The following is a 20,725-nucleotide window of genomic DNA, read 5'->3' on the forward strand; positions in this document are numbered from 1 at the left end:
GGTCGGTACGCCGGGCGAGTTCCTCGATCGTCTTGTCGACCTCGCCCCAGGACTTGTGCTCGCCGGCGTAGTCGAGCAGCGAGCTGTAGACGAACGTGTCCGCGTCGATCGTGCGCGCGAACTCGCCGCGCAGCGCGCTGCTCGTACTCTGCGTGGTGAGCCACGCCGTGGCCGCGACCGCGCAGGCCGCGACCGCGAGGGACAGTCCGAGCAACCGGAGCAACAGGCTACGACGCATCGTCGGCGGCCTCCTGGAACGTGGGCGCCAGCTTGTAGCCGACGCCGTACACCGTGAGGAGGTACCGCGGCCGGGACGGCAGCACCTCCAACTTCTTGCGCAGGTTGAGAACGTGCACGTCCACCGTCCGATCCAGCGCGTAGTGCTCGAACCCGAACGCCTCCTCCAGCAGGTGCTGCCGGGTGAACGCCCGGCCGGGCGAGGCCGCGAGGCAGGCGAGGATCTTGAACTCCGCGGGCGTGGTCTCGACGAGTTCCCCGTCCAGCTTGACCTCGTGCTGGATCGAGTCGATCACCAATCCACCCACGCGATAGACGTCGCCGTTCGTCCGACTGCGGGCCGCGCTGCGGCGCAGCACCGACCGCACCCGGGCGACGAGCTCGCGCGGGCTGTACGGCTTGGTGAGGTAGTCGTCCGCGCCGAGGTCCAGCCCCAGCAACAGGTCGTCCTCGGTCGAACGCGCGGTGAGCATGATGATCGGTACGTCGCTGTCCGCCCGGAGCACGCGGCACACGTCGAGGCCGTCGACGCCGGGCATCATGATGTCGAGCACGAGCAGGTCCGGCCGGCGCCGGCGCGACTCGTCGATCGCGGCACGACCGTCGTGCACGACCACGGTCGAGTGGCCCTCTCGTTCGAGGTATCGCCGGACGAGCTCCGCCTGCTTGACGTCGTCCTCCGCGACCAGAATGCGCGCTCCCACATCTCGGGAGTATGCCTTGATCCGGTCAAGAAGCGATGAAGACAACCGCCGGTGACCTGCGCCGCTACGTACCGAAACGGCAACGAAAGAGCCAGAACGGTGACCTGACCGGATCTTCATCAGATCTTGACACGGGTTCCACCACGATGCCTGCCATGATCACACGTCGACCCACGGCATCACTGCGCGCTTGTCTATGGGGGATCAGTGCCATCGTCGGCGCCGCCCTCGTTCTCAGCTCCTGTGGCGGTCAGAGCCCGGACGGCAGCGGCTCCGACTCCGGATCCGGCGCCAAGAACGGCGAGGCCGCCGAGAAGACCCCGCTGGAGCCGTACCTCGGGCCGGGCGGGAGCGGCCTCGGGAGTGGCGGCACGATGATGCGCGCCGTCCGCGCCGGCGGCAACGAGGACAACGAGGCCGAACAAAAGGCCAAGCAGCGCAAGGTCGAGGCGGAAGTCGTTGCCTGCATGAAGGACGCCGGCTTCGACTACGTCGCGAACATCCCGAAGGACGACGTCGGCAAGGCGTTCGAAGAGGCGTACTCCCTGCCGCCGGACGAGTTCGCGAAGAAGTACGGCTACGGGGTCGCCACCCTCGACCACCTGATGCCGAGCGACGAGGCGTCGACGGACCCGAACCAGAAGATCCGCGAGAAGCTGAGCTCGCAGGCGCAGAAGGCGTACGACAAGGCGCTGTACGGCGCGGCCGCTGCCGGCGTCGTGGTGGACTCCGGAAGCGGCTCGACGACCAAGTCGAGCAAGCCGAGCCGCAAGGACATGGAGGCGGACCCCGGCTGCTACGGCAAGGCCTCGGAGAAGGTGTACGGCAAGCAGAAGCAGTTCGACGAGAACGCGTGGAAGAAGTTCGACTCGCTGTTCAAGGACCTCGAGGCGCTGCGGAAGCGGATGGAGAACGACCAGCGCGTCAAGGACGCGACGACGGCGTGGTCGGACTGCATGGCCGACCAGGGCTACCCGGACTTCAAGAAGCCCCAGGACGCCCAGTCCTCGGTGTGGGACAAGTTCTCCGACGCCTCCAAGCCGGCCGACGGTGGCGGCGAGGGCGAGAGCAGCGCGCCCGCGGCGAAGCCGATGCCGATGAAGCTCGATGCCGCCAAGCGCAAGGAGATTCGCGAGCTCGAGCTGAAGCTCGCTCCGATCGACTACGAGTGCCAGCAGAAGACGTTCGTCAAGGCTGCCAAGGAAGTACAGATCGAGCTCGAGAAGGAGTTCCTCGAGCAGCACAAGACTCAGCTCGAACAGTACCGCGACATGATGGCGGAGATGGGCATGAACGTCACGGGCGGAGTCGGCTGACCGATGCGGACACGTAGACGTACGTTGCTCATCACCGCGGGGGCAGCGGTAGCGTCGCTCGGAGTCGGCCTGTTCGCCGGCTCGCGCATGGAGTCCCCCGCCGACGCGGCGGCGAAGACCGCGCCGCCGAAGGCGTCGGACATCACCGTCCCCGTGGAGAAACGCACGCTGAAGAGCCAGGTCGTCACCCGGGCGGACGCCTCGTACGCCGGCAGCGTCGACCTGAAGATCGAGGCCGGTGGCGGCGAGGGCGCGAGCCAGCCGATCGTCACCGGTCGCGTTCCCGCGGTGGGCTCGGAGATCAGGACCGGTCAGGTCGTGCTCGAGGTGACCGGCCGTCCGGTACTCGCGTTGGTCGGAGCGCTGCCGATGTACCGGTCGCTGCGGCCGGGCATGTCGGGGCCGGACGTTCAGCAGCTGGAGAAACTGCTCGACCAGCTCGGGCGGGATCCGGGCACGGTCGACAAGAAGTACACCGCCGCCACGGGACGCGCGGTCGCCGAGCTGTTCCGGCGGGCGGGGTACGAGCCGCCCGCCGCGGACGAGCAGACCACGGCCGCCGTCGACACCGCCAAGCAGACCGTGAAGGGCGCGCAGGAAGCGGTGAACGGCGCGCGTTCGGCACTCCGGGCGGCGCAGAAGGGGCCGACCGAGGGCGAGAAGGTGCAAGCCCAGAACGCGGTCGACCAGGCGAAGCGGGCCCTGAGCGCGGCGAAGAGGGCCGGGGACGCCACCGCGATCGCCGACGCCGAAGACGCGCTGCGGTTGGCGAAAGCCCAGCTGCGGGACCTGCTGAAGCCGAAGGACGTCTCGAGCGAACGGGCCGCGTACAACTCCGCCACCGACGCGTTGGAGGAGGCGCAAGACGCGCTTGACGGGGCCGAGGAAGCGGCGGGAACTCCGTTGCCTGCCGCGGAAGTCGTCTTCGTTCCGAGCCTGCCCCGTCGGGTCGACAAGGTGACCGCGAAGGTCGGCCAGGCGGTCGGCGAGTCGCTCATGTCGGTCAGCGGGGCGACGCTCGTTCTCACCGCGAACGTCGACGCGGAGACCCGCGCGTTGTTGAAGGTCGGCATGAAGGCGACGCTCGGGCTCGGCGACGAGGACCTCCCCGCGACCATCTCGACCATCAGGGAAGCCGAGAGCACCGACAACGGCGACAGCGGCGACGAGGGCGATGGTGGGGACGGCGGTGACGGGGGCGATGGCGGCGACGGAGGGGACGGCGAGGCGTCCGGGTTCGACGTCGTGCTCAAGCCCGGCAAGCTCAACCCGACGCAGGTGGAGCTGCTGCGCCAGGCCAACGTCAAGGTGACGATCCCGGTGAACAGCACCAAGGGTGACGTCCTGGTCGTTCCGGTCGCGGCACTGTCCGCGCGGCCGGACGGGGGGTCGCGCGTGCAGGTCAAGCGCGCGGACGGAACGGCCGAGGAGCTCCGCGTGTCCGTGGGCCTCGCGGCCGACGGGTATGCCGAGATCAGGCCGCTGCAAGGGAGCCTGAAAGAGGGCGACCTCGTCGTGGTGGGTCGATGAGCACACACGACGAGGTCGCGTACCAGGGCGCGGGGAGCGACCTGCTGATCCGCGAGAAGACCGGTCCACGGCAATCGGCGGTCGTGGAGATGGTCGAGGTCAGCAGGTCGTTCCCCGGCCCACCCGAGGTCCAGGCCGTACGCGCGGTGGACCTGACGATCGAGAGCGGTGACTACATCTCGATCGTCGGTCCCTCCGGCTCCGGCAAGTCCACGTTGCTGCACCTGTTGGGGCTGCTGGATCGCCCGTCCTCGGGGACGTACCGGCTCGACGGCGTCGACGTGAGCACGCTGTCCGAACGGCAGCGCGCCTCGCTGCGCGGCGAGCGGATCGGCTTTGTCTTCCAGGCCTTTCACCTGCTCGCGCATCGCACGGTGTTGGAGAACGTCGCGCTCTCGATGCTCTACTCGCGCGTCGGGCGGAAGGAGCGGCTGGACCGCGCCCGGACCGCGCTGGAACGGGTCGGGCTGGGGCATCGGATGGACTTCGAGCCGACCACGTTGTCCGGTGGCGAACGGCAGCGGGTGGCGATCGCTCGTGCGCTCGTCTCGCGACCCAGCCTGCTGCTCGCCGACGAGCCGACCGGCAACCTGGACAGCCAGAACGCGGAGGCGATCCTCGCCGTGTTCGACGAGCTGCATCGCGACGGCATCACGATCGCGGTCATCACCCACGACGTCGGGGTGAGCAACCACGCCCGCCGTCGGGTGCGGATCGTCGACGGTCAACTCACCGAAGCGGTCGGAGGGGCAGTCGGATGAGCCAGTTCGGGTTCAAGGTCGGGGGCGAACGCAAGCGCCGGTTGCCGCGGCCGTTCGGCTGGCTGCGAGCGAGGTTCGCCAACGCAAGCGGGACGAAGTCCAGCCGGCTGTCGATGCGGGACCTGTTCGACGAGGCGCTGTCGGGCATCGCGGCCAGGCCGGCGCGGCTCATCCTCACCACGGTCGGCACGGTGCTCGGCATCGCCGCGCTGGTGGCGACGATGGCCGTCGGGCAGACCGCGGCGGGGCAGATCCAGGGCCGGTTCGACGCGGCCGCGGCGACGCGGATCGTGGTGAAGCCGGGTGAGCAGAGCGGGCCGGACGGTCAGACGCAGGCGGCCGGCAAGCTGCCATGGGACGCGCCGGAGCGGGTGAAGCGGCTGAACGGCGTGGCCGCGTCCGGCACGGTGAGTGAGGTCAATCTCGACGGCGAGCTGACGCGGAGCCTGCCGTTCGTCGACCCGAAGAGCGACGACAAGCAGGACGTACCGATGCTCGCCTCGTCGGGTGGGACGTTCGACGCCGTGCACGCGAAGCTGCAGGGCGGCCGGTTCTTCGACGAGGGGCACGACAAGCGCGGCGACCCGGTCGCGCTGCTGGGCAAGTACGCGGCCAAACAGCTCGGGATCACCCGCGTGGACAACCAGCCGACGATCTTCGTCGGGGACCAGCCGTTCGCGGTGATCGGCATCATCGACTCGGTGAGCGGACGCACCGACCTGCTCGACTCGATCATCGTGCCGAACGGGACGGCGCAGAAGCTGTACGGGCTGGAAACCCCTACGTCGTTGGAGGTTCGTACGGCGATCGGCGCGGCCCAGCTGATCGCGCGGCAGGCGGCGATCGCGGTCGACCCGAACAAGCCCGCCTCGTTGGAGGTCGACGCGCCGCCGAAGCCCGGCGCGGTGCGCGACGACGTGAAGGCGGACGTGAACGCGCTGTTCCTCGTGCTCGGCGCGGTGGCCCTGGTAGTCGGCGGGCTGGGGATCGCGAACGTCACGTTGTTGTCGGTGCTGGAACGCGTCGGCGAGATCGGTCTGCGCCGGGCGATCGGAGCGGCGCGAAGACACATCGCGGCACAGTTCCTGGTCGAGTCGGTGCTGATGGGCTTGCTGGGTGGGCTGATCGGTACGGCGGCGGGGGTGCTCGTCACCGTGACGGTGTCGGCGTTCCGCGACTGGACGCCGCTGCTCGATCCGCGGCTGGCGATCGCCGCGCCGCTGCTGGGCGCCGCGATCGGGCTGCTCGCGGGCACGTACCCCGCGTGGAAGGCGTCGGCCACCGAGCCCATCGCGGCACTCCGGGCCGGAGTGTAAAGCCGCCCGTAGGGTGGGGCGCATGACGAGGACTGTGGTGGTGACCGGCGGTGGGACCGGGATCGGGCGCGCGACGGCTCTGCGCTTCGCGGCGGCTGGAGACGACGTCTACGTGACCGGGCGGCGGCCGGAGCCATTGGCGGAGACCGTCGCGCTCGCGCTCAAGGCGGGCGCGACGGGGACCGTCGAGTCGGTGCTCTGCGACTCGTCGTCGGCCGAGCAGCTGCGGGCCCTGGTCGCCCAGCTGCCCGACACGGTAGACGTTCTGGTCAACAACGCGGGCGGCAACACCGACTTCGACGCCGCTGACGGCGAGGGGCTCGAGGCACTCGCGGAGACCTGGCTGACGAACTTCCGAGCGAACGTTCTCACCGCCGTCCTCACCACCGAGGCACTCGCGGACAAGCTCGCCGACAACGGCGCGGTGGTCTCGATCGGCTCGATCGCCGCGGACAAGGGCGCCGGTTCGTACGGGGCGGCCAAGGCCGCGCTCGCCTCCTGGAACGTCTACGTCGCCGGCGTCCTCGGCGAGCGCGGCATCACCGCGAACGTCGTCTCTCCGGGCTACATCGGCGAGACGGAGTTCTTCCGCGACCGGATGACCGCCCAGCGCCGCGAGACGCTGATCGCGGCGACCAAGAACGGCCGCGCCGGCGAGCCCGACGACGTCGCGGAGACGATCTTCTTCCTCGCCTCTCCCGGCGGCCGGCACCTCAGCGCGCAGGTGCTGAACGTGAACGGCGGCGCGCAGACGACCAGGTGAGCCGTACGTCCGCTGACGTACGACAGGTGCCGTTCTCTGGCCGACGTCCCGGCGCCGCCGCGGCGGCACGATGACGGACATGACCACACCAGACCAGCCCGGGATCCGGGCATCGGACAGCGAACGAGACAAGGTCGCGTCCGCCATCCAGGCCGCGACGGCCGAGGGCCGGCTGACCATGGAGGAGGCCGACGAACGCCTCGAGCAGCTGTTCGCCACCAAGTTCCGCCACGAGCTGGCTCAGCTCACGTCGGATCTCCCGTCCGAAGCACCCACGCCGGAAGCGCCGCAGTCGGCGGACCGCAAACCGCCGCGCATGATCGGCCGCGTCCCGCTCGGCCTCGCCATCCACGGCGCGATCGTCGCGGTGTGGTCGGTGCTGCTGATCGTCCGCTGGTCGGCGATGGACGTGCCGTTCTTCTGGCCGATCTTCCCGATGTTCTGGATGGGCGTGAGCCTGCTGGTCCACGCCGCCATCCGCGGCCGGCGCAACCGCTGGCGGAACTGGGGCCCGCCTCGTGCCGCCGCGTCGTCCTGAGCCGGCTAGAACTGCTCGAACAGGAACGGGGTCGCCGCCGGGAACAGCGTCCGTAGCGTGGCGGCGGCCTCGTTCGAAACCTCGCCGTACCCGCGCAGCGGCAGGTCGACCGGGTCGAGGACGCCGTACACCAGCGCCGCGAGCCCGTGCGAGGTCAGCTGCGCGCTCGGCGTACCGCCTTCCTTGACGTCGAGCACGCCGCCAGTCCCGGACAGCGTCCACGTCCCTCCGACGAACGGGTCGTCGTCGATCTTGACCGTGATCGAGGCCGAGCCCGCCGACATCCCGGACAGTCCCGGCACCGAGAGCACCCGCCCCATCGGCGCGCTCATCGACGGCGCCTGGATCCGGGTCTCGTCGGCGTACGCGAGGTCGGTGTACCAGACGTCGGGTCGGTCGTCCGGCGGCAGCGTGAACGTGAACGAGTCGAACTCCAGGTGCCGCGCCAGCCACTGCAGCAGCAGGGCTCGCCCGACCGGGGTGCGGTACAGGAACTCGCGGCCCGCGATCGTGGCGCCGTGCCCGAGCGTGCGGTACCGGAACACCCCGACGACCTCGCCCTCGTGCCGGGCGAACACGAGCCATTCCTTGTCGTCGTCGCCGAGCTGCTGGGCGCTCTTGCGGCCGCGCCGACCGAAGCCATGTCGTTCGCCGAGCAGCAGCTCGGTCGCCGCGTAGTACTCGTCGAACGCCGCCCCGATCCGGTGGAACGTGATCTCGCCCGGCAGCTCGCGCTTCAGCAACGGCTGCAGGCCGTCCGTCCGGAGCCGGATCGAGCGCGCCTTTGGGAAGCCGACGTACCCGAACCGCTCGTAGAACGACTCGCTGAACGGGTACAGCGTGCTCGTCACGTGGCCCGAGTCGCGCAGCTCGCCGTGCAGTTGGGTGAGCAACTTCCGTACGTGCCCCTGGCGCCGCGCGGCCGGATGCGTCGCGACGCCGCTGACGCCGAGCATCGGCACGACGAGGCCGCGGAGGTTCTGCCGCATGGGCATGCCGACGACAGCTGCCGCCGGCTCGCCCTTCACGAAGGCCGCGAGCCTCGTGTTGTCCTCGCGGTACTTCTCGCCTTCGCGCCAACTGTCCGATTGATCCGGTGCGGTTGGCGATTCGCCGAATGCGTAGCCGTGCAGGAGGACCGACAGCGAATGCCACTCCTCCGCGTCGACGTGCCGGATGTCAACGTTCGGGTCGTTGCTCACCCAGAGACAGTAGCGGGGGCCTACGCGGGCACGACGTTCTGGTTCAGGCGGAAGACGTTGTCGGGGTCCCACGCCTTCTTGACCTGCTGCAGCCGCACGTAGGTCTCGGTCGGGTACGCGGTCTGCGCGCCCTCGTCGGTGAGGAAGTTGACGTACGTCCCGACGACCGGCGCCGGCAGCTTCTCCGCGCCGCCTCTCGCCCAGTCGCGGGCGGGGGTGGGGTCCTGGCCGGGGTGCCAGTCGGCGTGGAACTCGATCGCCCAGCTCGCCGACCGCGGCGCGTACGCCGTCGCTTCGACCGGGACGCGCGAGATCGCGCCGCCGACCGCGGTGAGCATCACCATGGCGAACGGCGTGGGCGCGGTCAGCTTGTGGTCGATCAGCATGTCGATCGTCGCGTCGTCGATGGTCTCGTGCAGCGAGGCCTTGAGGTAGCGCCCGACGCCGTGCTCGGACATCGGGTCGATCGTCTGCTGCAGGACCGGGTACGGCATCGCCTGGAACATGTCCATGAACGGCGTGACGCCGTTCTCGCGCAGCGGCGCCAGCACGCGCTCGCCCTCGTCGGCGGGACCGGCGTAGCAGGCGGCGAGGATCACGATCGGCTTGCCCTGGAGGTGCTCGGGGACGAACGGCGCGGGCGGCGCGGTGCTGAAGACCAGGACCTGGCCGACCTCGTCCGGAGCGGTCTTGCCGAACTCGAGGTAGTGCCGGAACAGCGCGGGCGCGTCCTTGCCGTCGTACATCGCCGAGCCCGCGAAGACCACGGGGCCGAGCTCGTGCAGCTGGTAGGTGAACTTCGTGACGACGCCGAAGTTGCCCCCGCCGCCGCGGACGGCCCAGAACAGGTCGGGGTTCTCGTCCTTGTTGGCCGTGACGAGCTTGCCCTCGGCGGTGACGAGCTCGACCTCGAGCAGGTTGTCGCAGGCCAGGCCATGCTTGCGGGCGAGCCAGCCCATGCCGCCGCCGAGCGTCAGGCCGGCGATGCCGGTGTGGGAGACCAGGCCGCCGGTGGTCTGCAGGCCGTGCGCCGCCGTGGCGCCGTCGAGGTCGGCGAGCAGCGCGCCGCCTTCGGCGACGGCGATCTTGCGCTCGGCGTCGACGACGACCTTGCGCATCAGGCTGAGGTCGACCACGACGCCGTCGTCGACCACGGACAGGCCGGGGATGCTGTGTCCGCCGCCGCGGATGGCGATCGGCAGGTCGTTTGCCCTGGCGAGGCGGAGGGCCGCGGCGACGTCGTCGGGCGTGGTGCAGCGGGCGATGAGCGCGGGGCGCCGGTCGATGGCTCCGTTCCAGACCTTGCGGACCTCGTCGTACGCGGGATCGCTGGCGAAGACCAGCTCTCCGGCGAACCCGTTCGCGGCTGCGCGCAGCTCTTCTTCTTTGACAGTCATGGTTTCGCGTTCCCCCTCTTGGTCGACTCCCCTCAGGATCGTAGGTCGTGTGGTTGGTCGCCATCGGCGGTTCTACGTAATCACGGAGGGTGTCCGGGGGCTGTTGTACGCAATTCCACCGATGCCGCTTGGCCCGTTCGCGCACCGATGATGCGCCTTATGAGTGAGCCGCATCCCGAGACGTTCGCAGCTCTGCACGACGCCGTGGGGACGGCCGCGGTGCTGGACAGCGCGGTCCAGCTCGGCGTTCTGGCCCGGCTGGCGGAGGGCGCGGCGACGCCTGCCGAGGTCGCGCTTTCGTGTGAGCTTCCTGAGCGGCAGGCCCATGCGTTGGTGGTGGCGCTGGTGTCGATCGGGGTGGTGGTGCACGTACCGCCGGACCGGTTCCGCCCGGCGGTGGCGGGGATGCCCGCCGTGCACCGGCTGCTCGACGTGTGGCGGCGGTTGCCGCGGCAGTTGGGGCAGAACGGGTTGCCCACGGACCCGTACGACTTCGCCTCTTTGGACTCGGGAGCCGTCACTCGCGCGCGGGGCCTGCTTGCCCGTCCGGGCGACCGGTTGCTGGAGGTGTCCACCCCTTCGGTCGCCGCCGCGCCTGATTCGTACGATCTGATCCTGGTCGACAACGTGTGTCACCTGCAGACGGAGCCGGAGAACCTGCGGTTGGTGGCACGGTTGGCTCCCGCTCTGCGGCTTGGTGGGCGGTTGGCGATCGTGGATGTGCTGCCTTCTTCTTCGTCCGCTCCGCCGATGTCTCTGGCTTTGTACGAGCTGTCGTTGGCCGTGCGGACTGCCGGGGGCCGACTGCATCCGGTGGCGGCGTACCGGCGGTGGCTGCACCTGGCGGGGTTGCTGGACGTGTCGGTGGTGCCTCTTGGTGGGCGGCTCCCGCATGCGCTTCTCACAGGTGCGCGTCCGAGCGCGTAGTGACCAGTCCGTACGCTCTGCGGCATGGCCGAGTTGACGTACGAGATCGTGGATGTCTTTACAGATCAGGCATTTGCGGGCAATCCGCTCGCTGTGGTGTTGGGTGCTGACTCCCTGTCTGGCTCGCAGCTCCAGACATTGGCGCGGGAGTTCAACCTGTCCGAGACGGTCTTTCCGCTGCGTCCTACTGTGGCGGGCGCTGACTATCGGGTGCGGATCTTCACGCCTGCCGCGGAGTTGCCGTTCGCGGGGCACCCGTGCGTGGGTTGCGCCGTGACGTTGGCGCGGCTGGGCCTTCTCGAGCACGGGACGCGGGTGCAGGAGTGCGGGGCGGGACTGATTCCCATGGAGGTGTTGGGGAACCAGGCGACGTTGAGCGGTGGCCCGGTGTCCGTGGGGCCTGAACTCTCACCTTCGCCACTGCTTTCCGTCGTGGGGCTTATGGAATCGGACTTCGTGGGGCCAGCGCCACGTACGACCTCGGCGGGAATCCCCCACACCTTCCTGTCCGTATCGCCGTCGTCCGTCTCGCGCGCTGTTCTCGATCTGGCGGCCTCGCGTGAGCACGACGTCCCGCGGGTGACGGTCTTCTCCTGGAACGCCGAAGCCCGCCGCTCCCACGCCCGCATGTTCGACCCCGGCCACGGCGTCCTCGAAGACCCCGCCACCGGCTCCAGCGCCCTAGCCTTCGGCGTCTACCTGGTCGCCTCCGGCCTCGTGCCCCCGTCCGGCGAAACGCCGTACGGCATCGACCAAGGAGCCGAAATGGGCCGCCCCTCCCTGCTCTGCTGCACAGTAGAAGCAGAGAACGGCCTGGCCACCCGCACCACAGTCACCGGCCAAGTAGTCCCCATAGCCCGAGGCACCATCCGCATCCCCTGAGCTAGACCCTGACGACCCTGGCCAAACGGTCGCCAGCGGCCGGCTCGTACACGCTCGACACCTTCCACGTCGCACCCGCGAACTCGAAGGTGTCGCCCTCCACGACCGACACGTCGCGATCGCCTGACTCATCCCCCAGCCCGAGCTGAAGAACCCGACGCCCGCTCTCGTCGACATAGCGATGGCCCGCGACGTACGCATCGCCGACGTGCTCGAGAACCCCGTGGACGATCTCGATGGTCTGCGGAAGCTCGGTCATGGTCGTCTACCTCAAAGTCGTGTAGGAGCCGTTGCGTGTGCCATCAGGGTTATACCGCTGGACGAGCTCGAGGAAGGTCCGCGCCTCCATCGCCGGCGGGTCGTGACCCTCACCCCACGGGTTCCGCAGGCGGATCTTGTCGCCATCGACGCTCGTGACCTCATAGACGTGCCGGAACGCGAACACCGACGGGCTGAATGGCGCCGGCTCATGCTCCAGCGGACTTCGGGTGTTGACGAGAATCGGCTTGCCCTCTTCGAGTTTCGTGCGGAGCTCGGTGAGGAGCGTGTGATTGTCGCTCGGCAGCTTCCGTACCTCGGCCTCCTGCCCGGTGAGCGTCGCGAGGAGGTCCGCTCGGTCGCGGGGCGTGGAGCCCGCCTGGAGGCGGTCGTAGCCGGTGGGTCCGTCGTCGGGGGTGGGGTCGATGTTCTGCTTCGCTCGCTGGGCGTCGATGTCGCCCTTCCGGTCGGTGCGCCAGGTGTGATCCCAGCGCGCCTTCTGGCTGGCGTCCCAGGTTTGATCTTGCGCGGCGATGGCCTTCTCCAGCAGGGCCGGCCAGGCCACGACTTCGGCCTTCGCGCCGACCAGGTCTCGGGCGGGGTGGTCTTCGCGGACGGGAAGCTCGTCGGACAGGCGGATCGTTCTCGTGTTACCCGTCGGCCTCGCGACCGGATCGAGGTGGCTGGCCGGCTTGATCTCGTGCACGGTGACCTCGTACTCGCCCTCGCCCACCTGCTTGATCGCGCGTTCGATGTCGCCCGGTCGATGCCCGGCAACGGCGCCGAAGGTGGCGAGCACGCCGCAGTCGCCGATGCGTCCCTGCGCGACGTCCTTGCGGGTGGGCTCGCCGTCGAAGGCGGGGATCGGCTTGTCCTGGTCGCGGACGAGGTAGCGCTCGTACGTGGCCTCGGGAAGCGCCTGGAAGTACCGCTGCGTGAGCGGCGGCTCGCGGACCTCGCGGACCTCGCGCGGCCCGTCCTTGCCCGGCGCCCCGGCATCCGGCGCACCGCCAGCGGGATTGCCGGCTACGTCGTCCTTGCCGCCGAACCGACGAGCGGCCTGGTCGGCGACTCGGCCACTCAGCGCCGCGAGCTCTGGGCGGATGGGTTGGACGACCTCGGGCTGCGGCCGCTCTACCCTCCCCGGCCCGACCTGCTCGGACGGGTCGTAAGCCTTTCGGTCCCCGGAACGCAGCTCGGCCAGCGCTTCCAGGCGACCGAACTCGGCCGACTCCGAGCGCGCCGGCTCGCCCTCGGCCGGAGTCTCCGACTTGTCCACCTGCCCCCGCAGCTCGCTCACCCGCCCAGAATGGCACGGTCCGCTCTTCACCACGCAAACCCTTCGCGCGGCTGTGGACAGCCCTGGTAGAGCTTGCGCCTATGGACGAGGCTCGGCGGTTGTGGGAGGCGCAGCTTCGGCTGGAATGCAAGGCGCTCGACAGGACTGGTCGGATGGTCAGGATCGACGGCGACGAACCTGATCCCATCGCCACCTGCACGGTGGTCCGGTTCCGTGACGGCTACGCGATGGCCCTTGCCGGCGGCGCCGACGTCGTGGGCCTGGAGCCCGCGCACGCCTTCGACGATCAGGAGTCCGCGGCGGCGACGATCGGCGGAGGTCGCCCGACGCGGGTGGAGATCTACAGCACCTACGTGTTTCCGCACGTTGTGTCAGCCCCGGATCCCGCAGTGGTTCGCCAGGGGCGCGAGCAGTACGCCGTCGTGGTCAGCGGCCGCCAGGTGTCATGGGCGAGTTCGTCGCGTTCGAACGAGGAGGCTGCCGAGCTGTGGGTACGGACCAGCGAGGACTCACGCGGCCACGGATACGCGACTCTGGCCACCCGCGCGTGGGCCGCGGAGGTCACCGGCGAAGGGAGAATCGCGTTCTACAGCCACCGCGACAGCAACACGCCCTCACGTCACCTCGCAACCAAGCTCGGCGTCGTGCCCGTCTTCGACCTGGCGAACCTCACGATCGAGGCTTGATCAGAGCTGTGCCCGATGACCGTCGCCGGCGGTGTCGCCCGCTCCGGGATCGCGTCCACCAAGCCCAGAATGGCACGATCCGCTCGCTAGCCGGCAAGGCAGTCGCGGGGCTGTGGACAGCGGTGATAGGGCTGGGGCGTGGAGAGTACTTGGCGGCCCTTGTCGGAACGGGTTCGGGCGTGGGCTGAGGGGATTGTCGGGTCGATCCACGCCGTCGAGCGGCTGACGGGCGGCCTGACGGCTGACATCGATCGTCTCTCCGTTGGCGCTGTCGACGTCGTGCTCAGGCGGTGGGGCGATCGTCGGTGGGGGCGGGAGCTCGTGGCTCGCGAGGCGACCGGCCTGCGGGCTCTTGCCGGGCGGGGCGTTCCGGCGCCAGTGCTCGTCGCGGCGGACTCCGGTGAGGTGGCGGGTGAGCCGTGCCTGTTGATGACCGCCCTCCCTGGCCGCCAGCTGCTTCGATCCCCGAACATCGCCGAGTTGGCGACGACGCTCGCGCACGTTCACGACCTCGATCCCACCGGCCTCGCGGCGACCGATCCGCATGGGTTCGACGAGCGACGGGTCGACGGGTGGATCCGCGACCCCGCTCTCGCCGAGACCGTCAAGCAAACGCTGGCGACAGAACTCGACGAGTCAGCGCCGGTCCTCGTCCACGGCGACTACCAGCTCCTCAACACCCTCTGGCGCAACGACGATCTCACCGGCGTCGTCGACTGGACCTACACCGGAAGCGGGAGGCGCGAGACGGACGTCGGGCTGTGCCGCGCCTCGCTGGCCGTACTCGTCTCAGCGGACGCGGCCGACACGTTCCTCCGTCGCTACGAAGCCGAGGCCGGCGTACGCATCGATCCAAACGCCGACCTGCGAGCGCTGATGTCGTTCGGCCCGAGCTGGTTGGGGTTCCTGACCGACCAACTCGGCGCGCCGGCCCCGAACCAGCTCGAGGCCGTCGTCCTCAGAGCTGCTTCCAGGCTTGGGTGAGGGCCTCGCGGAGGATCTGTTCCATCTCGTCGAAGTGCGACTGGTCGCAGATCAACGGCGGGGACAGCTGGATCACGGGGTCGCCGCGGTCGTCGGCGCGGCAGTACAGGCCGGCTTCGAAGATGGCCTTCGACAGGTATCCGCGCAGCAGGCGCTCGGACTCCTCGTCGTTGAACGTCTCCTTCGTCGCCTTGTCCTTCACCAGCTCGATGCCGTAGAAGTACCCGGCCCCGCGGACGTCGCCGACGATCGGCAGGTCGTACAGCTTCTCCAGCGTCGAACGGAACGCGTCCTCGTTCGCCCGCACATGCTGCGGCAGCTGCTCGCGTTCGAAGACGTCGAGGTTCGCCAGCCCCACCGCGGTCGAGACGGGATGCCCGCCGAAGGTGTAGCCGTGCACGAAGCTCGTGTGCCCCTTGAGGAACGGCTCCATCAGACGGTCGGTCGCGATCATCGCGCCGAGCGGCGAGTAGCCGGACGTGATGCCCTTCGCGCAGGTGATGATGTCCGGCTGGTACCCGTACCGCGTCGATCCGAAGATCTCGCCCAGCCGGCCGAACGCGCAGATCACCTCGTCAGAGACGAGCAGGACGTCGTTCTCGTCGCAGATCTCGCGTACCCGTTCGAAATACCCGGGCGGCGGCGGGAAACAGCCACCCGCATTTTGTACTGGCTCCAAAAATACAGCGGCTACAGTATCCGCGCCCTCGTTCTCGATCGCGACGCCGATCTGGTCTGCGGCCCAGCGCCCGAACGCGACGGGGTCGTCGGCGTGGATCGGGGCGCGGTAGAGGTTGGTGTTCGCGACGTGGGACGTGCTGGGGACGAGCGGCTCGTACGGCGCCTTCAGGCCGGGCAGCCCAGTGATCGAGAGCGCGCCGTGCGTGGTGCCGTGGTAGGCGATCGAACGGCTGATGACCTTGTGCTTCGTCGGCCGGCCGGTGAGCTTGTAGTACTGCTTGGCGAGCTTCCACGCGCTCTCGACCGCTTCGCCGCCGCCGCTGGTGAAGAACACGCGGTTGAGGTCGCCCGGCGCGTACGCGGCGATGCGCTCGGCGAGCTCGATGGCGCTGGGGTGGGCGTACGACCAGAGCGGGAAGTACGCGAGCTCAGCCGCCTGCTTGGCGGCGGCCTGCGCGAGCTCGGCGCGGCCGTGCCCGACCTGGACGGTGAACAGGCCGGCGAGCCCGTCGAGGTAGCGCTTGCCGTTGCTGTCCCAGATGTACGGACCCTCGCCGCGGACGATCACGGGGATGTCGGCGTCCTGGTAGGGACCCATGCGGGTGAAGTGCATCCAGAGGTGATCGCGGGCGGACTGCTGCAGGTCTTCGTGGGACATGTCGGTCAGTGTGCCTCAGGTCGAGCGAGGGCGGCAAGGGAATCCGTGGCCTTCCGGCGCCGAGGGTCGCGATATCGGTCGCCTTCAGCGCTGCGGGCGACCGATTCCATACCCTGTCGGCTGTCAGTGCTGTGGACAGCCGCGGCGGCGCGGACGCGGATCATGCCATTCTGGACAAGTGAGCGAACTGCGCGGCCATCCGGACTCGCCCGACCCCAGTCCAGGCGCCGACCGCCCACGCCCAGAGTCCGCGGAGTTCAAGCAGCTCGAGTCCCTAGCCGAGCTACGCACCGGCGAGCGCAAGTCCTACGAGCCCTCAGACCACGCGCCCCCACCCCGCCGCGACCTGCCAACGGAGACGCAGACCTTCGAACGCCCCGGCCTGATGGCCATGGGCAACCGCATCAAACAAGCCATCACCGACCGCTTCGGCGGCGGCTCCGACGCCGAGAAGCTGGCCGAGGCCGACGATCCTCGCGAGGTCCACGAGATCCAGCGGCCGCCCTACACGAAGAACTACTACACAGACCTGCCCAACACGGTCTACGACCGCTATCTGGTCCGAGACGCGAAGAGTCCGATCCCACTCTTCGACGGTCCGGCATCCCGAGACGACGTGCGGCAAGGAACGGTCGGCGACTGCGGCGTCCTCGCCACCCTTGGCGCGGTCGCTGGGCATCGGCCGGAGCTGATCCGCGATGCGGTCAGCCAGGTGGGCGAGCGGACGTATGAGGTCACTCTTCATCGGGTCTCACCCGCGACACCCGGGGATCCAGTCGCACGACCGACGGGCGACACGGTCACGTATCGGGTCAACGACGAGTTGCCTGTTCGCCTCGATCGTTCCGGCGCGCCGCCCGCCGCCGCCAAGCCGGAGATCTGCGCGTGGCCCGCCCTGGTGGAGAAGGCGCTCGCCGGCCAGGACCAGACCTGGGGTCCGGTCCGTCAGATGCTGTGGAACCAGGACTGGGCGATGGGTGCCCGAGACGGTGTCGACAAGCAACGGCTAAAGGCCCACGAGGGACCGGCGCCCAACGACCCACCGACCGGCTACGACCGTCTCAACGTCGGGTCGACGTCCCTGATGCGGGCCGATCTGCTCACCGAGCTGACTGGTGAAGAGGCTGAGGTACGTCCGATCCCCAGCATTCACAACGGCGAGCAAGCATTGCTGGACGAGTTCCGCGACCAACTCGACGATGGAAAGCCCGTCCTCGTCGGCTCGAGGGGGGACAAGTCAAACGAGCCGATCCCCTTCGCCGGCCATGAGTTCGGGCATGTGTACGAGGTGACCGACGTCTCGGACGGCAAGATCAAGCTGAGGAATCCGTGGGGAGACGACTTCAGCCCGGACCCCATGGACGTCAAGACGTTCTGCGAGTATTTCCGCAACATCTACCCGGATGGCTCCCGCGGCGGTTTCTATACAACCCTCAAGTGAGAAGTGAGCAAGGATGAGCGAAGGTCTCCCGGCGAGTCTGATTCTGATGAAGCGGATGCTCGAGCGCGTCGACGAGGCGGGGATATCTGGCCATAGCTACGTTGACGAGCAGGGACGTTGGGTCCTGCAGCTGCAGATCTCTGACGGCGGTCGCGCTCAGCTCGTCAGTGTCTTCGAGGGAGACTCCGTCGAGTTCGCCGGAACAACGTGGACGGTGAGTGAGGTCCTCGAGCCCACGACAGTGGAACGAGGCAAAGTGGCGACTCTTACGCGGGTTGGATAGCTCGTCGGCGGCGGGTGAGTTCGGGGATGGCTACTAGGAGCAGGGCTATGAGGAACATGGCTGTGCCGATGACGTTTACCTGGGGTGGGATGCCTCGCTGGGCTGCTCCCCACACGAACATGGGGAACGTCACGGTCTGACCTGAGTTGAAGTTCGTGATGATGAAGTCGTCGAACGACAGTGAGAACGAGAGCATCGCCGCGGAGACGATGCCGGGCAACACCAACGGCAACGTGACCAAGCGGAACGTCTGCCACTCGTTCGCGTAGAGGTCCATCGCTGCCTGTTCCAGCCGCGAGTCCAGGCCTGCCAAGCGGGCCTTGACGGTCACCACCACGAACGACAGGCAGAACATCACGTGGGTGATGAAGATCGTCCAGAAGCCCAGGGACACCCCCGAGGCTACGAACAGGGTGAGCAAAGACGAGCCCAGGACGACTTCCGGTGTGGCCATCGGCAGGAAGATCAGCAGCGACGTCCCGGACCGCCCCCGGAAGCGATGCCGCACCAACGCGAAGGCCATCAAGGACCCCAGTCCGGTCGCCACCAGCGTCGCCAAGAAGCCGATCTGCAACGACGTCAAGACCGTCTGGCACATGTCCGGCGCCCCGCACGGGTGCAGCCAGTTGTCCAACGTGAACGCGTTGAACTCGTACGCCAACCGCGACGACGGCCGGTTGAACGAGAACAACACCACCACGAAGATCGGCAGGAACATATACAGCAACACCAGCAGCGCAAAGAGGAGCACCAGGTGCGAGCGAAGCCATCTCACAGCAGCTCCTCCGTCCCCGCCCGCCGCACATACAGCAACACCAGCACGAGAATCGACGCCATCAGCACGAACGACAGGGCCGGCGCGTGCGCGTAGTCTCGCACCTGCAACAGCAGCCCGTCGATCACGTTCCCGACCATGTACTGGTTCGGCGTCCCCAGCAACTGCGCATTGACATAGTCGCCCGTCGCCGGGATGAACGTCAGCAACGTCCCCGCCACCACGCCCGGCATCGACAGCGGCAGCGTCACTCGCCGGAACGTCGTCCACGCGCTCGCGTACAGGTCCGAAGCCGCCTCCAGCAACCGCCGGTCGATCTTCTCCAAGCTGGCATACAAAGGCAGCGTCATGAACGGCAGGAAGTTGTACGTCAAACCCGTCACCACAGCGAACGACGTCGCCAGCAGCCGCCCGTTCGACCCCAACAGACCGATGTCGCGCAGCACGGAGACGATGAAGCCGTTGTCCGACAGGATCGACTTCCACGCCAGCGTCCGCACCAGGAAGCTCGTGAAGAACGGTGCGATCACCAACACCAGCAGGATGTTCCGCCACCGCCCGGCCTTGAACGCGATCGCGTACGCCAACGGATACCCGAGCAGCAGCGCCAGCAACGTCGCCACCCCGCCGTACAGGAACGAGCGCAACAGGTGCGGCCCGTACTGCCCGAAAACGTCGCCATAGTTGGAGAAAGCGAACGCCACCCGATACCCGAGCTCCAACGACCCCGCCGGATCGTACAGCGAAGCCCCCGCCAGCTGCACCATCGGAACGACGAAGAACACCAGCAGCCACAAGGCCCCCGGCAACAGCAACAGGTACCCGATCCGCCGCCGCCCCCGCCGGGCCCCCTCCAAACCCGGCGGAGAGACCGGAGCAGAAGCAGTCAGCGGCCCTCCACCAGGCCGAGCGAGAGCGCTCACGACGAAACCCCCACAGCGGAAGCGGGCTCCTCCTCGCGTTCCACACCGGCCGACGAGTCCTGCGCCGCGTCGAGCAGGAACGAGTGCGCCGAAGCCCAGTGCAGGTCCACCAGAGTCCCACTCGTCAGTACGTCCCGAGCCCCCGTGTTCTGCTCGAAGACCACCAGTTCCTGCCCCCAGGGCATCGCGACGAAGTACTGCGTCGACACCCCCACGAAGCACACGTCCCGAACGATCCCGCCAGCAAGCAGGTTCGCACCGCTACGAGCCTCGGTCCCCGCCCGCGACAGGAAGACCTTCTCCGGCCGCACCCCGATCCACACCTCGTCCGACCGCGTATGCACCCGCGCGGCAGGCGCCGTCAGCCGCGACCCATGCGCGTCCACCGCCAGCAGATCCGACGTACGGCGCGTCACCCGAGCCCGCACGAGGTTGGACTGCCCGAGGAAGTTCGCCACGTACGTCGTCCGCGGGTTCTCGTAGAGCCCAGCCGGAGCACCGAGCTGGTCGATCACACCGCTGTTCATCACCGCGATCGTGTCGGCCATCGTCATGGCCTCTTCCTGGTCGTGCGTCACGTGCACGAACGTGATCCCGACCTCGGTCTGGATCCGCTTCAGCTCGATCTGCATCTGCCGCCGCAGCTTCAGATCCAACGCACCCAACGGCTCGTCGAGCAGCAACACCTGCGGCCGGTTGATCAACGCCCGCGCCAACGCCACCCGCTGCTGCTGGCCACCCGACAGCTGAGCAGGCCGCCGGCGGGCAAACGAACCGAGCTCCACCAGATCGAGCATCTCCGAGACCTTCGCGCGGACGTCCTTCACCCCACGACGCCGCAACCCGAAAGCCACGTTCTCGAAGATGTCCAGGTGCGGAAACAGCGCGTAGTTCTGGAAGACCGTGTTGACCGGCCGCTTGTACGGGCGCAGCCCGGTGATCGACGACGACCCGAGCCGAATCTCGCCCCGAGATGGCTCCTCCAACCCCGCGATCATCCGCAACGTCGTCGTCTTCCCGCACCCAGATGGCCCGAGCAGCGCGAAGAACGACCCCGCTGGCACTGTCAAGTCGAGGTTGTCAACGGCGGTGAAGCTGCCGAACGACTTCGTGACCCCGACCAGGTGAAGGTCATCGGCGGCAGCCTGCTCCGGATCAGCCAT

General features: G+C 68.5%; 21 protein-coding genes. 11 read left to right on the forward strand and 10 right to left on the reverse strand.

Features of this window, described 5'->3' with window-relative positions; translation table 11 throughout:
* Nucleotides 1–238, reverse strand: a 238-nt coding sequence (locus tag JOD67_RS00005; RefSeq protein WP_443734239.1) for a hypothetical protein, incomplete at its 3' end; no start/stop codon positions are given.
* Nucleotides 228–941: a response regulator gene (locus JOD67_RS00010; protein ID WP_307782214.1), complete on the reverse strand. Its 714-nt coding sequence runs from the start codon at nt 939–941 to the stop codon at nt 228–230. The genes JOD67_RS00005 and JOD67_RS00010, both read right to left, overlap by 11 nt.
* 155 nt (nt 942–1,096) lie before the next feature.
* On the opposite strand from JOD67_RS00010, the gene JOD67_RS00015 reads away from it, so the two are divergent.
* From JOD67_RS00015 to JOD67_RS00040, 6 genes are all read left to right on the forward strand, one after another.
* Nucleotides 1,097–2,257 (forward strand): hypothetical protein, encoded by a 1,161-nt coding sequence (locus tag JOD67_RS00015; protein ID WP_205113627.1) that lies wholly within the window; start codon nt 1,097–1,099, stop codon nt 2,255–2,257.
* 3 nt (nt 2,258–2,260) lie between these two features.
* Nucleotides 2,261–3,787: a peptidoglycan-binding protein gene (locus JOD67_RS00020; RefSeq protein ID WP_205113629.1), complete on the forward strand. Its 1,527-nt coding sequence runs from the start codon at nt 2,261–2,263 to the stop codon at nt 3,785–3,787.
* A gap of 89 nt (nt 3,788–3,876) precedes the next feature.
* The gene (locus JOD67_RS00025; protein ID WP_239554271.1) at nt 3,877–4,548 is read left to right on the forward strand and encodes an ABC transporter ATP-binding protein; all 672 of its coding nucleotides are present in this window, start codon (nt 3,877–3,879) and stop codon (nt 4,546–4,548) included.
* Nucleotides 4,545–5,864, forward strand: a complete 1,320-nt coding sequence (locus JOD67_RS00030; RefSeq protein WP_205113633.1) for an ABC transporter permease — start codon at nt 4,545–4,547, stop codon at nt 5,862–5,864. The genes JOD67_RS00025 and JOD67_RS00030 overlap by 4 nt, the downstream gene beginning before the upstream one ends.
* A 22-nt stretch (nt 5,865–5,886) precedes the next feature.
* Entirely contained in the window at nt 5,887–6,627 is a 741-nt protein-coding gene (locus JOD67_RS00035; protein ID WP_205113636.1) for an SDR family NAD(P)-dependent oxidoreductase, read from the forward strand.
* Nucleotides 6,628–6,706: 79 nt separating this feature from the next.
* Complete coding sequence (locus JOD67_RS00040; protein ID WP_205113638.1) at nt 6,707–7,165, forward strand: DUF1707 SHOCT-like domain-containing protein; 459 nt, start codon at nt 6,707–6,709, stop codon at nt 7,163–7,165.
* A 5-nt stretch (nt 7,166–7,170) separates the two neighbouring features.
* Here JOD67_RS00040 and JOD67_RS00045 read toward each other — a convergent pair whose 3' ends face one another.
* Complete coding sequence (locus tag JOD67_RS00045) at nt 7,171–8,367, reverse strand: GNAT family N-acetyltransferase (protein WP_205113640.1); 1,197 nt, start codon at nt 8,365–8,367, stop codon at nt 7,171–7,173.
* 20 nt (nt 8,368–8,387) lie between these two features.
* Entirely contained in the window at nt 8,388–9,764 is a 1,377-nt protein-coding gene (locus JOD67_RS00050) for an FAD-binding oxidoreductase (protein WP_205113642.1), read from the reverse strand.
* Nucleotides 9,765–9,923: 159 nt separating this feature from the next.
* Here JOD67_RS00050 and JOD67_RS00055 point away from each other — a divergent pair, with 159 nt between their 5' ends.
* Nucleotides 9,924–10,691 carry a hypothetical protein gene (locus JOD67_RS00055; RefSeq protein WP_205113644.1) on the forward strand — a complete coding sequence of 256 codons (768 nt, stop codon included), beginning with the start codon at nt 9,924–9,926 and terminating at the stop codon, nt 10,689–10,691.
* Nucleotides 10,692–10,715: 24 nt separating this feature from the next.
* Nucleotides 10,716–11,573, forward strand: a complete 858-nt coding sequence (locus JOD67_RS00060; protein ID WP_205113646.1) for a PhzF family phenazine biosynthesis protein — start codon at nt 10,716–10,718, stop codon at nt 11,571–11,573.
* 1 nt (nt 11,574) lies between these two features.
* Here the strand turns inward: JOD67_RS00060 and JOD67_RS00065 are convergent, their stop codons facing one another.
* Both JOD67_RS00065 and JOD67_RS00070 read right to left on the reverse strand, forming a co-directional pair.
* The gene (locus JOD67_RS00065; protein ID WP_205113648.1) at nt 11,575–11,832 is read right to left on the reverse strand and encodes a hypothetical protein; all 258 of its coding nucleotides are present in this window, start codon (nt 11,830–11,832) and stop codon (nt 11,575–11,577) included.
* A gap of 6 nt (nt 11,833–11,838) precedes the next feature.
* Nucleotides 11,839–13,131: a calpain family cysteine peptidase gene (locus JOD67_RS00070; protein WP_205113651.1), complete on the reverse strand. Its 1,293-nt coding sequence runs from the start codon at nt 13,129–13,131 to the stop codon at nt 11,839–11,841.
* Nucleotides 13,132–13,211: 80 nt separating this feature from the next.
* Between JOD67_RS00070 and JOD67_RS00075 the strand changes: the two genes are divergently transcribed.
* Entirely contained in the window at nt 13,212–13,817 is a 606-nt protein-coding gene (locus tag JOD67_RS00075; protein WP_205113653.1) for a GNAT family N-acetyltransferase, read from the forward strand.
* Between the two features lie 138 nt (nt 13,818–13,955).
* Nucleotides 13,956–14,801: a phosphotransferase family protein gene (locus JOD67_RS00080; protein ID WP_205113655.1), complete on the forward strand. Its 846-nt coding sequence runs from the start codon at nt 13,956–13,958 to the stop codon at nt 14,799–14,801.
* Here the strand turns inward: JOD67_RS00080 and JOD67_RS00085 are convergent.
* Complete coding sequence (locus JOD67_RS00085) at nt 14,776–16,140, reverse strand: aspartate aminotransferase family protein (RefSeq protein WP_205113658.1); 1,365 nt, start codon at nt 16,138–16,140, stop codon at nt 14,776–14,778. The two genes, JOD67_RS00080 and JOD67_RS00085, sit on opposite strands and share 26 nt — an antisense overlap.
* A 178-nt stretch (nt 16,141–16,318) precedes the next feature.
* On the opposite strand from JOD67_RS00085, the gene JOD67_RS00090 reads away from it, so the two are divergent.
* Entirely contained in the window at nt 16,319–17,581 is a 1,263-nt protein-coding gene (locus tag JOD67_RS00090; RefSeq protein ID WP_205113660.1) for a calpain family cysteine peptidase, read from the forward strand.
* Nucleotides 17,582–17,847: 266 nt separating this feature from the next.
* On the opposite strand, the gene JOD67_RS00095 is transcribed toward JOD67_RS00090, so the two are convergent.
* The 3 genes from JOD67_RS00095 to JOD67_RS00105 are packed head-to-tail and all read right to left on the reverse strand — an operon-like array spanning nt 17,848 to nt 20,725.
* Entirely contained in the window at nt 17,848–18,639 is a 792-nt protein-coding gene (locus tag JOD67_RS00095; protein WP_307782215.1) for an ABC transporter permease, read from the reverse strand.
* Nucleotides 18,636–19,562 (reverse strand): ABC transporter permease, encoded by a 927-nt coding sequence (locus JOD67_RS00100; protein ID WP_307782216.1) that lies wholly within the window; start codon nt 19,560–19,562, stop codon nt 18,636–18,638. Before JOD67_RS00100 ends, JOD67_RS00095 begins: the two co-directional genes overlap by 4 nt.
* Entirely contained in the window at nt 19,559–20,725 is a 1,167-nt protein-coding gene (locus JOD67_RS00105) for an ABC transporter ATP-binding protein (RefSeq protein WP_205113662.1), read from the reverse strand. Before JOD67_RS00105 ends, JOD67_RS00100 begins: the two co-directional genes overlap by 4 nt.

Source organism: Tenggerimyces flavus, from assembly GCF_016907715.1.
GTDB lineage: Bacteria > Actinomycetota > Actinomycetes > Propionibacteriales > Actinopolymorphaceae > Tenggerimyces > Tenggerimyces flavus.